The sequence below is a fragment of the Pseudomonas marincola genome (genome assembly GCF_900116605.1).
GTDB lineage: Bacteria > Pseudomonadota > Gammaproteobacteria > Pseudomonadales > Pseudomonadaceae > Aquipseudomonas > Aquipseudomonas marincola.
In genome coordinates, this window is sequence record NZ_FPBC01000011.1 from 12569 (window position 1) to 27285 (window position 14717).

Annotated in this window: 12 protein-coding genes; 2 read left to right on the forward strand and 10 right to left on the reverse strand. The window is 57.5% G+C overall.

Annotated elements, in window-relative coordinates; all coding sequences use genetic code 11:
* Positions 1-13: 13 nt before the first annotated feature.
* The 9 genes from BM395_RS16780 to oscA all read right to left on the reverse strand — a co-directional run bounded on the left by BM395_RS16780 (position 14) and on the right by oscA (position 11799).
* The gene (locus tag BM395_RS16780) at positions 14-955 is read right to left on the reverse strand and encodes a WD40/YVTN/BNR-like repeat-containing protein (protein WP_244529001.1); all 942 of its coding nucleotides are present in this window, start codon (positions 953-955) and stop codon (positions 14-16) included.
* Positions 956-969: 14 nt separating this feature from the next.
* Positions 970-3330 carry an efflux RND transporter permease subunit gene (locus tag BM395_RS16785; RefSeq protein ID WP_090513964.1) on the reverse strand — a complete coding sequence of 787 codons (2361 nt, stop codon included), beginning with the start codon at positions 3328-3330 and terminating at the stop codon, positions 970-972.
* Positions 3331-3418: 88 nt separating this feature from the next.
* Complete coding sequence (locus BM395_RS16790) at positions 3419-5263, reverse strand: DUF1302 domain-containing protein (protein ID WP_244529002.1); 1845 nt, start codon at positions 5261-5263, stop codon at positions 3419-3421.
* A 15-nt stretch (positions 5264-5278) separates the two neighbouring features.
* Positions 5279-6631, reverse strand: a complete 1353-nt coding sequence (locus BM395_RS16795; RefSeq protein ID WP_090513967.1) for a DUF1329 domain-containing protein — start codon at positions 6629-6631, stop codon at positions 5279-5281.
* Positions 6632-7352: 721 nt separating this feature from the next.
* Positions 7353-8354 carry an AraC-like transcriptional regulator QhpR gene (qhpR, locus tag BM395_RS16800; protein ID WP_090513970.1) on the reverse strand — a complete coding sequence of 334 codons (1002 nt, stop codon included), beginning with the start codon at positions 8352-8354 and terminating at the stop codon, positions 7353-7355.
* Between the two features lie 283 nt (positions 8355-8637).
* Entirely contained in the window at positions 8638-9483 is an 846-nt protein-coding gene (gene cysW / locus BM395_RS16805) for a sulfate ABC transporter permease subunit CysW (RefSeq protein ID WP_090513973.1), read from the reverse strand.
* A 10-nt stretch (positions 9484-9493) separates the two neighbouring features.
* The gene (gene cysT, locus BM395_RS16810) at positions 9494-10312 is read right to left on the reverse strand and encodes a sulfate ABC transporter permease subunit CysT (RefSeq protein ID WP_090513977.1); all 819 of its coding nucleotides are present in this window, start codon (positions 10310-10312) and stop codon (positions 9494-9496) included.
* Between the two features lie 164 nt (positions 10313-10476).
* Complete coding sequence (locus BM395_RS16815; protein WP_090513981.1) at positions 10477-11475, reverse strand: sulfate ABC transporter substrate-binding protein; 999 nt, start codon at positions 11473-11475, stop codon at positions 10477-10479.
* A gap of 141 nt (positions 11476-11616) precedes the next feature.
* Complete coding sequence (gene oscA / locus BM395_RS16820) at positions 11617-11799, reverse strand: sulfur starvation response protein OscA (RefSeq protein ID WP_090513984.1); 183 nt, start codon at positions 11797-11799, stop codon at positions 11617-11619.
* A 259-nt stretch (positions 11800-12058) separates the two neighbouring features.
* Between oscA and BM395_RS16825 the strand changes: the two genes are divergently transcribed.
* Positions 12059-12640, forward strand: coding sequence for an RBBP9/YdeN family alpha/beta hydrolase (locus BM395_RS16825; RefSeq protein ID WP_090514205.1), 582 nt, complete (start codon positions 12059-12061; stop codon positions 12638-12640).
* 18 nt (positions 12641-12658) lie between these two features.
* Here the strand turns inward: BM395_RS16825 and BM395_RS16830 are convergent, their stop codons facing one another.
* Positions 12659-13210 carry a sugar ABC transporter ATPase gene (locus tag BM395_RS16830; protein ID WP_069901254.1) on the reverse strand — a complete coding sequence of 184 codons (552 nt, stop codon included), beginning with the start codon at positions 13208-13210 and terminating at the stop codon, positions 12659-12661.
* 114 nt (positions 13211-13324) lie between these two features.
* Here BM395_RS16830 and xseA point away from each other — a divergent pair, with 114 nt between their 5' ends.
* On the forward strand, positions 13325-14704 hold the full coding sequence (gene xseA, locus BM395_RS16835) for an exodeoxyribonuclease VII large subunit (RefSeq protein WP_090513987.1): 1380 nt from the start codon (positions 13325-13327) through the stop codon (positions 14702-14704).
* The last annotated feature ends 13 nt before the right edge of the window (positions 14705-14717 follow it).

Here is a 14717-nt window from a genome sequence, read left to right on the forward strand (position 1 = left end):
CCCGGGCAAGTCGTTACTGAGGCATTACACCCGCTGAACCGACAAGAATGATTTGCCCATCATTCAGTGGCGCCAGCGCTGCCAGGTTGACCCGGTCTTCACGGACCTTGACGTTAAACCGCGTAAGCGCCGCATCAGAGATTGCCGTCATGCCGCCGTTGCCGACCAATGCCACGCGACCATCCGCCAGCTGCGCAAGCGCGGTAATGGCCTCTTCGGTGCCACTGTCGAGTGTTTGCCAGTTGTCGCCGGCCGGGTCGCCGAGCAGCACGCGCCCGGTCATGCCTGCCAACAAGACCTGGCCATCGCGTAAACCAAGCCCGCTCCACAGTGAACCCGTAGCGCCGGTGTCCAGCGCCTGCCATGTGGCGCCGTGGTCTGTTGAGCGATAGGCATTGCCCATCTCAGCGGCAATAAACAGCGTGCCGTCGCTCGAAGCGAATAGATGATTAAGGTGATAATCGTCACCGTCTTCACCCACCTGCAGACGCTGCCAGCTCTGCCCGCCATCCTGTGTTTGCGCCGCGTAGCCATAAGCCCCGACAACGATGCCGTGCCGCTCATTCTCGAACCACAGCGAGAGCAAACCCGGTTGCTCGTCGAGACGCTGTTGCAAGGTCCAGTGCTCGCCGCCATCGGTGGTGTGCAAAATCACCCCTGCCTGACCGACTGCCCAACCTTGTTGGTCATCGACAAACGTCAGTGCCGTCAGCAGGCTGTCGACCGGCACTGTGTTTGCCTGGCGCCAGTGCTCGCCATCATCACTCATTACCACCACGCCATGGTCGCCAACCGCGACTACACGCGTGCCGGCTTTGGCCACGGCAACCAGCGGCGATGCCTGAGCATGCGCCACCGTCATCGCCGGTTCGACCGCTCCGGCCGCATAAGCGCCGTGCACCCAAACCAAGGTTAATGCCGCCATCAACACGCGCAGCCTATTGCCCAAAAGCATCATGCGTCCTCTTCTCAATGCGCGATTACGGGCGCACGAACGGGCCCCTTTCGCGGTATCAGGGTATCGAGCAGCACAGCGATTGCTGGCAGCAGGGTAATGGCCATGATCATGTTAACCATGAACATGAACGTCAGTAACTGGCCCATGTCGGCCTGAAATTTCAGCGCTGAGAACGACCACGTCGCAACACCGACAGACAGTGTGAGCGCAGTGAATACAGTCGCCACCCCAACCTCACGCAATGCCAGCTTGAACGCGCTCACAATGTCGATACCTTCTGCGAGATGCAGTTGCAGACGGTTGTAGATATAGAACGCGTAATCGACGCCGATGCCGACTGCCAGCACCATGACCGGCAAAGTCGCAACAGTCAGGCCGATATCGAGCGCCTTCATGAACCAGTAGCCGAGGAATGTCGCCAGCGTCAGCGGCAGACAGCAGGCAATCATGGCCCGCCAATCGCGGTAAACCAGAAACACCAGAAGCAGAATGGTCAGGTAGACATAGAGCATCATCGGCAATTCAGACACTTCAACGACCTCGTTGGTCGCCGCCTGAACACCGGCGTTACCACTGGCCAGACGCACGTTTACGCCGTCCATTGCATGGCTTGCGCGATATTGCTCGACCGCCTGCACCACTCGTTTCAGGGTGCTGGCTTTGTGATCGGCCAAGTACAGGTTCACCGGCAATAACGTGCAGTCGGCGTTGTACAGGCGCAGCCCTTCGGGCACCTGACGCACGGCTTCACCCAACGACAGCTCATCCAGCGGCAGCGAAGCCCACTTCGGATTCCCTTCGTTAACGCCCGATGCCGAGAGTTTTGCCAGCGCTGGCAGCGACTGCGCCGAGAGCACGCCTGGCACATTGCCGAGATACCACGTCAGCCGGTCGACATAATTCATTACGTCATGCCGGTAACAACCGCCGGTGGGCGTTTCGACCGCGACGGTGAACAGATCCAGGCCCAGCGAGAAGTGATTGACCACACTTTCAACGTCCTGGTTGTAGCGTGAATCCGCGCGCAACTCAGGCGCGCCGGGCAGTACATGACCAATATGGCGGCCCTGACTTTGCCAGACTGCAACGCCCATCAAGACCAGACAAAACAGCCCGCCGATGGCCGCTTGGCGCGGTTCGGCAAGGCGACCCAAGCGGATCATGACGTTATCGCGACGTTCACGTAAACGCTCAATCCGCGAGACATAGGCGGCGTCGAAACGGAAGTAACTCGCCAGCACCGGCAGCATGATCAGGTTGGTGACAATCTTGTAGGCGACACCCACGGAAGCGGTGATCGCCAGTTCACGGATCATCGGAATAGGCACCAGTACCAGCGTGGCAAATCCGACAAAAGCGGTGATCAGCGCCAGTGTGCCGGGAATAAACAAACCGCCGAAACTGCGCCGCGCCGCGGTCATGCCATCCGCACCGGCACACACCTCTTTAGAGATGAAGTTGACCTGCTGTACGCCATGGGAAACGCCAATGGCGAACACCAGAAACGGCACCAGAATGGCCAGCGGATCAAGGCCGAATCCGAGCAAGGTAATGGTGCCGAACTGCCAAACCACCGACACCAGCGAGCAGAACAGAGGCAGGAATGTCAGTGCCCAGGAGCGCGTGTACCAATACACCGCCAACACGGTGAGAAAGAATGCCAGCACAAAGAAACCGACGACGCCCTTGGCGCCTGCACCGATGTCGCCCATTTGCTTGGCGAAACCAATGATCTGCACGTCATAGTCGGCGTCGCTGTATTTCGCGCGCAATGCGTCCTCAAGGTGCTGACTGAATTCCAGATAGTTGAGGCGCTTGCCGGTTTGCGGATCGGGATCAGCCAACTCGGCCACCACCATCGCACCGGAATGGTCATTGGCCACCAGGCTGCCGACAAAACCGCCAATAATCGTGCGCTCGCGGATGCCGACAATCGCCTGCTCATCAAGGGTGTCGACGGTCACGTCACCGCCGACCACGTCTTCGGCCTTCATGCCTTCTTCGGTGATTTGCACCGCGCGGGTATTCGGCGTCCACAGCGAGGTCACACTGCGACGGTCTATGCCGGGCATGAAAAACAGAGTTTGGGTGATGTCATAAAGGCGGGTCATCGCCTTCTTGTTCCAGATGTCACCGTTTTTAGCGTGCAGCACAACAATGATGCGATTCGCGCCGAACAGCACATCGCGGTATTCATTGAAGGTTTTGATGAATGCGTGTTGCTGCGGCAACTGTTTGTCGAAACCTGCGGACATTTCCAGGCGAGATGCAAACACGCCCATGACCAGGGTAATTACAGCCAATGCGCTGAGCGTTGCCAGACGGTGACGGAAGAAAAAGCGCTCAAGCGCTGAGACGAGAGAAGCCAACATGAGATGCCTCGATGCCAACACGCCAGCAAGGGCGAGTGAGCTGGATAGTCGCCTCCAGCCCTCTCACCCTCTGCAGCATGCTGCCAAGTTAGAACGAGTAAGAAATATTGCCGCTGAGGAAATCGCGATCAGCCATCAGGTTATTGTTGCCGCCGCCCCAGAACTCCACCCACTGCAAGCCAGCCTTCCAGCGGTCGCGGTAGTTGAACAACAGGGAAGTGGTAAGCGATTTACGACCCTCGACAAATGGCAACGCGTTGGGCGTGGTGCCATTAACGTCATGACTGAAATCCAGCTGCGGAGTGACGGTGATACCGCTGCCCCACAAGTTTGGATAGTTGATACCCACCTCGGCGATGTAGCCCCACGATGCTTTGTCCGGCAGCGAGTAATCCGGTAGGAAATACGGCACCTTGCCTGAGGTATCGAGCCCCGGGTAATAGGCCACTGCGGCTTCGGCGAGGATGAAACCATCCGAGGCGCCGAGGCTGGACGGAATGAAGCCCAAGGTGTCGTTCTTCGAGAAGGTGTAGATGGCGTTGATGTCGCCCTGCCATTTTTCCTCTTCAACAAAGCCGGTATTCACGCCGGTATCGAACACGCTGTACGGGTTGAAGCTGCCAGTGAAGCCGCTGCCAAATGGCACGGTCGGATCAATCCCGACGCTGTCATCCGGGCGGTATGACAACTCCCCGGCCACGGCAACAGGGCCCATCATGGTGTTCATCGACACCCCGAACAGGTCTTTGTCTTCGCCGTAGTTGATGAAGTAGTTGTCCACGACCAGAGCGTCCGGGTTGCTCAGAGCGGTGTAACCCACGAAAGGCAACTTGTCGTGATAACGCTCGTAGAAGAAGCCGAACTCCGCACCGATATCATCCGCAGTCCAGCGCAGCGCTACGCCGTACTGGCCGCTGTTCTTGGCTTCACGCTCGCCGCCGTAAGGAATGGCCAAACCGCTGGCCACCAGATCAGCGTCACTCAAACCACTGATCAAAGGCTCACCGCAACGGCCAGTTGGCGTGCCCGCGCACGTGCCTGGCAAGATGCCTTCGACGTATCCGCTCGGATAATAAATAGGCCCACGCCCTTCACCGGCCACATCAATTGCCGAGTAATAGGTGCCGACTGGGTCCAGCTCATAGGCATTCCACTTGAACTGGTAATAGGTTTCCAGGTTCAGGGTATCGGTCAGCCCCAAGTTGAAAGACACCATCGGTGCCGGCATGAAGACCTCTTTCAACTGGGTGCCTGGCGTGTGGTATTTCGGCAAACGCAGGGCGTTGATCTGATTGATGCCGCCGACGTAGAAAATCTCCTCACCCCAGCTGATCACCTGGCTGCCAAGCTTGACCTTGGCCGGCATTTCGCCGAGGTCGAAGCTCTTCGCCACCCACAGATCAAGCAAGTCGAAACGCTCGGTTGCATCGCGCTCGGCCTGCTCATCCAGTTCGGTGCGGCGGACATTGTCCATCTTGAAGTCCTTGGCCCACGAACCGCGGCCCAGGAAGCTCCAGCCATCGCCAAAGCGCAGGCTCAACTCGTGCGTTCCCTTCAGCACCAGAGAAAACACATCGTGCTTGTTGTAGTTGAGATCGCCGTTATCAGCGTTGGCATAGTTGATGTCCGAATTGGCGTAACCGTTGCCTCGGCTGAGGTTGTAGTAACGACCCAACTCGGTATCAGTGCTGCCCGCACACCCGCCGCTGTCACCACCGAGCAAATGGCAATCCGGAGACTCCATCCGCGTGGCAAAACCATAAGACAGCGTCGAGTCAAAGCTGCCTGAAACACCGTCTACCGAGCCGAACAAAAACGCGTAGCTGGGTTGCGTCCACATCAGCCCCGAGGCGGCCATGACCGCCAGTGCGAGAGAGTTGAGTGAGCGAGTCATGGTCTGCGGCATCGAACGACCGCCTTTATTGTTATTCATGTCTGTGTCTTCCAATCAACGTTCGCCGCGACGACGCAGTTCGTTAGGGTTGAACATCTTGTCGTCTACACGCCCTTCCAGTCCGGCCGTCAGGTCCAGCACTTCGCCTTCCTGAGTGAAGTTGTCGGCGATGTAACGACGCGCGATCAGGTCATAACTGACGTACTCAAAGCCGGTGCACGCCTGGATTTGCGGGTCAGCCCAAATGCTCCCTTCCTGAACGCGCCACAGGTTGCCTTTGGCGTCGTACATGTCGACGTGCAGCAGGTTCCAGCTGTCTTCGTCGAAGTAGAATTTGCGCTTGGCAAACGAGTGACGCTTGCCGGCTTTAACAGTCGCCTCGACCACCCATACGCGGTGCTTTTCATAACGCTGCGCATCGCGGTTCAGGTAATCCTGCCCCATCAAATCCTCGTACTTGTTGGACTTATCAACGAGCTTGTAGGAGTTGTAAGGCACCAGCATTTCCTGCTTGCCGATCAGTTTGAAGTCATAACGATCGAGCGCGCCGGTGAACATGTTGATCTGGTCAACGAAATACAGGCTGTCGGTGCCTGCAATCGGGTTGTCATAGGCAAACGAAGGCGCACGACGCACACGGCGCTGCCCCGGGAAATAAATCCACGAGTCCTGCGGTTTATCCAGTGAGGCGTGTACGAGGTACATTTCGCCAGCACGCGAAGACGGCGAGAGCACGTTGTAGAGCAGCTTGGCTTCGGTGTTATCCGCACCTTGCGGGTTCTCTACAGCCGGGTTGTTGTAGGGATAGTATTCGTAGGCCCACTGCTTGAACTCAGAGAGTGCGCCATCGCCTTCGCGTACCAGCAGAGAGATTTGCGCACGGCGACCCTTGGCCATGTAGCGCAGCTTGTAGTTCCACATCGCTTCGATGCCGCTAGTCGGCTTTGGAAACGGCACTGCCGCACCCACAGCCTGCTCCAGTCGCCAGCCATCGCTGCCAATTTTCGCTGTCCCGGCGTACTGCGCGGTGCGCTCAGCCACTTGCGCGGGAATCCCGCAACTGCGGTGTGTGGGGTACACATCAAGGCGATAACCGGGGTAGGTCTTGATCATCGCCGCCTGCCCTTCAGGCAGCAGCGCCTGATACTGGCTGAGGTTATTGGCATCGACGGTGTATAGCGGTTTTTCTGCCGCATACGGGTTGCCGTGGCCCGGAGACCAACCTGCAGGCGCCTTGCTCAGGCCACCACTCCAGGCGGGGATGCTGCCGTCGGCATTACCCGCGAGCTCTGCTCCGATAGGCGTCAGTTGGTTAGCCGATGCATTAGCGTCGGCCGCGGACGCCAGTTGCACAGACAAGATGACTGACAACGCGCCGCCCAATACGGTACGTGGGAACGATTTCATGAGTTTCTCCAGGAATTATTATTGTGCGACGTCAGACAATTCACCCACGCACGCGCCGAACCATCGCCTAAGCAACGGAATGCTGAGCGTTGAGCGGGTATTTCTGACAGGAGCGAAAACAAATGTGGCAACGACGCAACAGCGCCGAAAAAATCGTGAGACCTAGAGGCTCTGATCGGAGGGGAGCGGTGATTACAGTGACTGACAATCCAGCAATGCGCAGCCATCTGCCAGTGCCGCGGGAATGATCACAACAGACGGCGTCTATCGCATCCATTGATTGCTCAGCCCCGCCCAATGGGACTGAAACCCAAGGCTTAATCCACCCCATACCAACAACCTCTGTCACTTCTTATTTTTTTGCAGTTACCGCCTTGATCGAAATCGCCATACCGCGCAATGGCCGGCAACTCACAGTCGTCAAGGAAGTCGCAACCGAAAGTAATGTTTTTTTGTAACAAGAGCTTGCCAGTAGATGACACGGCGCCTGACATTTGGTGTCAAAAGCAGTGGATAAGGCGCTGGGAACGGCGGTTAGCGATGAGAGTGCTAGCCGGGAAGGTGCGAAGCGCAGACTGGGGGGAGCTGGATTTTTGGGGAGTCTGCTGGGGGTTATTGGGATTTAGTGCAGCTATCGCAGCCGCAGAATAGCGGCCACAGCTCCGGTTGCCGCAGCATTAGCTGCCACCCAGCAGCGCAACTCTGTTTCTGGGTTTGGCTGTCAGGCTTTGGCGCGTTGGCGGTATTGCAGAGGGGTGAGTTGATGCCAGCGGCGAAAGGCGCGGCTAAAGGAACTGGCCTCCGAGTAGCCGAGCAGCAAGGCTATTTCGGTAAAGCTGTAGTCAGACTGTGCCACGTAGTTTTCGGCAAGCGAGCGGCGAACGCCCTCAACCATCTGACTGAAATCCAGCCCCTGCACAGACAAACGCCGCTGCAAGGTGCGCACGCCCAAACGCATACTCGCAGCCACTTGTTCAATGCTGACATTGCCACTGCCTAAACCACTGGCGATGTGTCGGCCCATCTGGCTCAGCAAGTCAGTTGCAGCCGCACGCGTTTCGCGCTGCTGCTCCAGAAAAGGCTCGAGTGCCTGAAACAAACGGGTGTCGGCGGTGCCAACAGGCATGTCCAGAATGTCGCGCGAGAAACACACGCGATTGTCCGGGCGATTGAAGAATATCGGGCAATTGAACACCTGACGATGAAAGCTCAGATCGGCGGGAGCATCATGTTCAAAATCAACCCTTATCGGGGTTAACGTCGGATTCTGCGTCACTTCGCGGAACAGACTCAGCGCAATGCCGATGGAAAACTCCGCATCCTGACGGCGGCGCACAATCGCCGGATCGGTAATCTGATAGGCCAGCGCGACTGTCTTGGCGTCTTCGTCGATATCAACCCGCGTACCTTGAGTTAACACCGCAATAAAACGCGATAAACAGCGCAGCACCATTTGCATGGACGGGGCACTGCGAACCGCATGCCCGTATGCGCCAAGCTCATGGCTGTGGGTGCTGATGCCTACTTGCAGGCCAATAGTCGGGCTGACTTCCTGGCCCAAAATTTCCCAAAGCGCCACGTACTGGCTAAGCGGAATTTCAGACTCAGGAGAATTGAGAACAGAGTCCCCCAAGCCGACAAAGCCGAGGTAAGGCTCGAACAATCCCGCGTTACGCGTGAAAAAACTCTCGGCGAAAATCGTGTGACAACTGTGAACGGCCATAGGGTTGGGGAGAGGCTAGTTAAAACTATTATTGTTGGTAGCCAAGCACAGCCCGGCACTGATTCAGCGCCCCATCATAGAGCCATAGAAATATTTTGCAAAGATTAGGCTCTGCCAACGGGCCGCCCGATCGTCTGAGGCCGTCGAGTAGCCAGCAATCAATCTTAAAGCCTGCAACGATGTAAGGTTGGCGATCACATCAAGTAATTGAAACCCGCGATTTCAAAGCTCAACTCCATTGCATCTCCATCACGGACGACTCAGTGGGTAGGGTTTGGTCAGGCTACTTTAGCCGCGATTCGCTCCACTGCTTCACCAGCAAAATAACCAGCGCCAGCAGCAATAACAGGCTGGCAACGCTGAAGGCGGCGACGTGGTTGTATTCGTTGTAGAGAATCTCGACATGCAGCGGCAGCGTGTTGGTGTAGCCACGAATATGCCCCGACACCACCGAAACAGCGCCGAACTCGCCCATGGCGCGGGCCGTGCACAGCACCACGCCATAAATCAGCCCCCACTTGATGTTCGGCAACGTCACGTGCCAGAACATCTGCCAGCCGTTGGCCCCCAGCAGGCGTGCGGCCTCTTCTTCTTGCGTGCCCTGCCCCTGCATAAGCGGGATCAGCTCACGGGCAACAAAGGGTACGGTGACAAAGACAGTCGCCAGAACGATGCCCGGCAAGGCGAAAATAATCTGGATATCGTGCGCTCGCAGCCAAGGGCCGATAAAGCCTTGCGCGCCGAACAGCAGCACATAGATAAGCCCAGCGATAACAGGCGAAACCGAGAAAGGCAGGTCGATAAGCGTGACCAGAATGCTCTTGCCGCGAAAGCTGTATTTGCTCACGCACCAGGCAGCGGCCACGCCAAATATCAGGTTCAGCGGCACCGATATGCCAACAGCCAGCAGCGTCAGTTGCAGTGCGGCAACGGCGTCCGCCTCAAAGACCGAAGCCAGGAAAGTGCCAATTCCATGCTTGAGCGCCTCACTGACCACGATCAGCAGTGGCAACAACAGAAACAGCGCAAACACCAACCAGGCGCTGACGATGAGTACACGACGACCAATCGCATTGCCGCGCCGTTTAGCGTTACTTGCAGCACCCGCTGCGAGCGTAATGGATGACATGGGGCGGCCCTCAGGACTTGGCGATTTGTCGTTGCAGCAGATTGATCAGCAGCAACAGGATAAATGACACCAGCAGCATCAGCACACCGATCGCCGTGGCGCCGTGATAGTCGTATTGGTCGAGCTTGACCATGATCAGCAGCGGCAGAATCTCGGTTTTCATCGGCATGTTGCCCGCAATAAAAATCACCGAGCCGTACTCGCCAACCCCACGAGCGAACGCCAGAGAAAAGCCGGTGAGCCACGCGGGTAGCATCGCCGGCAGCAGCACATGACGAAACACCTGCAACGGCTTTGCCCCCAGACAAGCAGCGGCCTCTTCGACCTCTCGCGGGATGTCGGCCAACACCGGCTGTAATGTGCGCACCACGAAAGGCAACGTGACGAAAGTCAGGGCCAGCGTGATGCCGATGGGCGTGTAAGCGATCTTCACGCCCCAGCTTGCGGCCAATTGGCCAAGCATGCCGCTGGGGGCATACAGGGCTGTGAGAGCGATACCGGCCACCGCTGTCGGCAAGGCAAATGGCAAATCGATCATCGCCTCAATCACCTTGCGGCCGGGGAATGTGTAGCGCACCAGCGCCCAGGCCAACAGCGTTCCGATAATGCCGTTGATTGCGGCGGCCGCGAAGGCGGTGGCAAAACTCAGCTTGAGCGCTGCCTGCACCCGCGGCGCGGAAACAATCGACCAGAACTCGGCCCAACTCAGCTGCGCGGCATGCACGAACATGGCCCCGAGAGGGATCAGCACCAACAAGCTGAGATAAACCAGGGTGTAGCCCAGCGTCAGGCCAAAGCCGGGTATCACCGGGGAAATGCTTCTCGACATAACGAGGCCTATAACTGAAATGGGCTGGGGAAGTTGCCGGTAATAAAGCGCAAGCGTGACGTGACTGAACTCAGGATCGCGCAAGGGCGAGTGATCACCCAGCGCAATCGGACTGGCGCATTAGCTGCGCTAATCCATCGTCGCCATCACGCCTGCAAACGGTTTTAGTGCGCCTGATAGATCTGATCGAACACACCACCGTCGTTGAAGAACTTCGGTTGCGCGGTCTTCCAGCCGTTAAAGTCCTTATCAACAGTGACCAGCTTTAACGCCGGAAACTGCGTGGAGAACTCGGCTGCAATCGCCTGATTACGCGGACGATAAAAGTGCTTGGCCGCGAGACGCTGGCCTTCATCGCTGTACAAGTAATTGAGATACGCTTCGGCCACTTTGCGCGTGCCTTTTTTGTCGACGTTTTCATCGACCACGGCCACAGGCGGCTCAGCCAGAATCGACAATGATGGCGCGACAATTTCGAAGTTCTCGCCGCCCTCTTCTTTCAATGCCAGAAAGGCTTCGTTCTCCCAAGCCAGCAGCACATCACCGATCTGGTTATTGACGAAGGTGATGGTTGAGCCGCGCGCCCCGGTGTCGAGAACCGGCACGTTTTTGTAGAGCTTCTCAACGAACGCCTGCGCTTGTGTATCGCTGCCGTAGTGCTGTTTGGCGTAAGCCCACGCAGCGAGGAAGTTCCAGCGCGCCCCGCCCGAGGTTTTCGGGTTCGGGGTGATTACGGCGACATCGGGTTTGACCAGATCGTCCCAGTCCTTAATGCCGTGCGGGTTGCCCTTGCGCACCAGAAATACGATGGTTGAGGTGTACGGCGTACTCGATTGCGGCAAGCGCTGTTGCCAGTTTTCCGGGATCAACTTGCCGAGCTTGTACAACTCATCAACATCACCGGCCAGAGCCAACGTCACCACGTCGGCACGCAAGCCGTCGATCACGGCGCGGGCCTGTTTGCCCGAGCCGCCGTGTGACTGTTGAATGGTTACAGGCTCATTGCCCTGTACTTGCCAGTGCTTGTTGAAGGCGACATTAAACTCGCTGTAGAACTCGCGGGTCGGGTCGTATGAGACGTTGAGCAGCGTTTGTGCGGCAGCCACCGGGCCGGCGATAAACAAGCTAGCGAGCGAGGCAAAAGCAAAATGACGAATAGACATGGGACAACTCCTAAAGGGCAATTTTTCTTTAGGCCTGGCTGCCAGACGCGTATTTGCGAATGAGGCGCCAGAACCGGTGCGTGTGGGATTCACGCCCTCCGGTTGTCCAGTCGGGCTGATGGTGCTAAAGGGTGTTAATGATCAGGCCTGCTTAGCCGCAGGCGCGTTAATGCGGAATTTTTCCTTGCGTTCGACTTGTACGACCTGGCCGTTATGTACGGTGATTTCCACCGAGCCGAACCTGAGCCCGCGCAGCTGCGAGGCAATTTCGCGCAGCAGATTCGCCTCGGCTTCAGCCTCGGCAGCGGCAAGCGTTGCAGTCATGTTTTTACTCCTTGAACAATTGCGGCGAGATCGGCTGAAACGCCCCTGTCACGGGCCATGAAGCGGATAGTAGTGAGAATTTTATATGCTTAAAAATATCATTTAATAACATTGATATTCTTTTAATGAATATAAAAAGATTTGCCCTATCCTGCGCAATCTCCGCACACAAAAGCATAAGCAAATAATTTCTTATTCTTTTTTAAAGCACAAAAGCCGCCCTACACTGCACGCATTCAAACGTGCAGGAGGGCGCATGATGCGCGACCAAACTATCCGTTACCTGATAGTGCCGGGCTGGCAGGGATCAGCCGACAACCATTGGCAAAGCCATTGGCATCGCAGCCTGCCGAACAGTGATCGGGTTGAGCAAAGTGACTGGCAAAACCCTCAGCGCGAAGCGTGGGTAAGTCAATTGCAGCGCGCCATAGAGAGCGACTCGCGGCAAACGGTGTTGATTGCGCACAGCCTCGGTTGCATTACCGTTGCGCATTGGGCAGCGCAGGCACCTGACGAATTGCTCGACAGAATATCCGCCGCCTTGCTGGTGGCTCCGGCCGACGTTGAAAGGCTCAATTGCCCGCTGCCATTACAGAACTTCGCGCCGATTTCGCAGCAGCCCCTGCCGTTCCCGAGCCGGTTGATCGGCTCGGACACCGACTCGGCTGCCAGTGCAACTCGCGCCCGGTTTCTGGCTCAACAATGGGGCAGCGAGGCGACCATCCTCAACGGCGCAGGCCACATCAACGTCGAGTCGGGGCACAACCATTGGGAGTCTGGTTTCAGCTATCTGTATGAACTGCAATGCCGCGTCGAGCAGCAAGCCCGCCGCCAGGCATGATCGGCGGGTTGTCCTGGATTACAGGTCCACCCGCACAACCCTGACGCCAAAGCCAAGACGTTCGGCAAAATCGTCCAGGAAGCTCTGCTTGAACTCGGCATCGGCCCAGTTGTTGAAGATGAAGCCCAGATTGGAAAACGCACACGGCTGCAAGAACAGAAAGCCGTTGATGTCGTCTTCAAAGCGGCATTCAGGGCAGGTGAAATTATCGGTGCGCCCGGGCATCCAGTCTTCGAGGCTGTCGAACAGCGCCTCACCGATTTCCTGACGGCACTCCGGGCAACCGGCCTCTTCCTTGAACCCTTCTTGAGGGGTGAAGATGCAGCGCTTGGTGATAATTTCCAGGCCATTAACCGGCTGGTCGAACGGCAGCAAGTCGGGATGTTTAACCACTTTGCGTGCACCGGGCGCGATGGCATAGGCCATGCACTGGAAAGTACGCCCGCAGGTCGTCACCTGTTCGGCGATGATGTTCTGCTGCACCAACCAGCGCACAACCGCCCGTGCGCGGCCCTCATGCCCGGGAAAGCTGGAGATCAGCGGCACAACGATGGCTTGTTGTTCGCTCATGAGGCGACCTCGTTGAATATTCAAGGCGCGCAGCTTAGCGGCGCCAACTCGCAGGTCAAGACAATCCAGACGCGGAGTCTATGGTTCAACCCTTAAACCCATTATCATCGGCGCATGATCAAAGACCCTTTCCAACGCCTGAACCTCGACCGTGAGGTGCTGAGCGTCAGCCAGTTGAACAACCGCGCACGCTTGCTGCTTGAAGACGTGTTCTCGAGCATTTGGGTTGAAGGGGAAATATCCAACCTGGCCAAGCCTGCTTCAGGCCACGTTTACTTCACCCTCAAAGACAGTAAAGCCCAAGTTCGCTGCGCCTTGTTCCGCCAAAGTGCCGCGCGGGTACGCGAAGCGCTGCGTGACGGGCTGGCGGTTAAAGTGCGCGGCAAAGTCTCATTGTTTGAGGGCCGTGGCGACTACCAGCTGATTCTCGACAGCGTTGAGCCAGCAGGTGACGGCGCCTTGCGTCTGGCCTTTGAGGCGCTGAAAGAAAAACTCGGTGAAGAAGGCTTGTTTTCCGCCGAGCGCAAAATCCCCCTGCCGGTTCACCCCAAACGCATCGGTATTGTCAGCTCGCCCACCGGTGCGGTGATACGCGACATCATCAGCGTGTTCCGCCGCCGCGCCCCGCAAGTCGAGTTGAACCTGATCCCGACTGCGGTGCAGGGCCGTGAAGCCACCGGGCAAATTGTGCGGGCGCTGCAACTGGCCGACAAACAAGGCTTTGATGCTTTGATACTGGCGCGCGGTGGTGGCTCGCTGGAAGATTTGTGGTGCTTCAACGAGGAAGTTGTCGCACGGGCAATTGATGCCTGTGTCACACCAATTGTCAGCGCCGTCGGCCATGAAACCGACGTTTCTATCAGCGACTTTGTTGCCGATGTGCGCGCACCAACGCCCTCCGCCGCCGCCGAGTTGCTGGCCCCAGACAGCAGTGAACTGGTGCAGCGCCTGAATACCCTGCAGCGCCGGTTAATGCTGCGCATGCAAGGCCACCTGCAACACGAACGCATGCGCCTTGAGGGCGTCAGCCGTCGCCTGCGCCATCCCGGCGAACGTCTGCGCCAGCAAGCACAAGGGCTGGACGACCTTGAAATGCGCCTGCACCGCGCGGTCGAATGGCAACTGAATAAACGTCGCGAGCGCTTTAATCATTTGCAAACTCGCCTGGCCGGGCAACATCCGGGGCGTAGCTTGCAGCTCTTCCAACAGCGCCTGAACAGCCTCGCCGAGCGCTTGCCGCGAGCCATCAACGAAACCCTCAAAGGCCGGCGACTGGCGCTGCAAAGCCAGGTGCAAACACTGAACGCCGTCAGCCCGCTGGCAACCCTGGGCCGTGGCTACAGCATTCTGCTGGATGAACACAGCCGGGTAATCCGCAGCGCCGCCGACACCCGACCGGGCCAACGCCTGAAAGCCCGCTTAGGCGAAGGCGAATTGGATGTGCGCGTTGAAGACAACCATATCCAACCCGCGACGTTGTCACTGCTGGATTAGAGCCACTCACAAC

What these genes read in the sequence shown, in the direction of transcription:
- BM395_RS16780 (WP_244529001.1), bottom strand. Translation starts at nt 955, where the DNA reads ATGCTTTTGGGCAATAGGCTGCGCGTGTTGATGGCGGCATTAACCTTG.
- BM395_RS16785 (WP_090513964.1), bottom strand. Translation starts at nt 3,330, where the DNA reads ATGTTGGCTTCTCTCGTCTCAGCGCTTGAGCGCTTTTTCTTCCGTCAC.
- BM395_RS16790 (WP_244529002.1), bottom strand. Translation starts at nt 5,263, where the DNA reads ATGAATAACAATAAAGGCGGTCGTTCGATGCCGCAGACCATGACTCGC.
- BM395_RS16795 (WP_090513967.1), bottom strand. Translation starts at nt 6,631, where the DNA reads ATGAAATCGTTCCCACGTACCGTATTGGGCGGCGCGTTGTCAGTCATC.
- qhpR (WP_090513970.1), bottom strand. Translation starts at nt 8,354, where the DNA reads ATGGCCGTTCACAGTTGTCACACGATTTTCGCCGAGAGTTTTTTCACG.
- cysW (WP_090513973.1), bottom strand. Translation starts at nt 9,483, where the DNA reads ATGTCATCCATTACGCTCGCAGCGGGTGCTGCAAGTAACGCTAAACGG.
- cysT (WP_090513977.1), bottom strand. Translation starts at nt 10,312, where the DNA reads ATGTCGAGAAGCATTTCCCCGGTGATACCCGGCTTTGGCCTGACGCTG.
- BM395_RS16815 (WP_090513981.1), bottom strand. Translation starts at nt 11,475, where the DNA reads ATGTCTATTCGTCATTTTGCTTTTGCCTCGCTCGCTAGCTTGTTTATC.
- oscA (WP_090513984.1), bottom strand. Translation starts at nt 11,799, where the DNA reads ATGACTGCAACGCTTGCCGCTGCCGAGGCTGAAGCCGAGGCGAATCTG.
- BM395_RS16825 (WP_090514205.1), top strand. Translation starts at nt 12,059, where the DNA reads ATGCGCGACCAAACTATCCGTTACCTGATAGTGCCGGGCTGGCAGGGA.
- BM395_RS16830 (WP_069901254.1), bottom strand. Translation starts at nt 13,210, where the DNA reads ATGAGCGAACAACAAGCCATCGTTGTGCCGCTGATCTCCAGCTTTCCC.
- xseA (WP_090513987.1), top strand. Translation starts at nt 13,325, where the DNA reads ATGATCAAAGACCCTTTCCAACGCCTGAACCTCGACCGTGAGGTGCTG.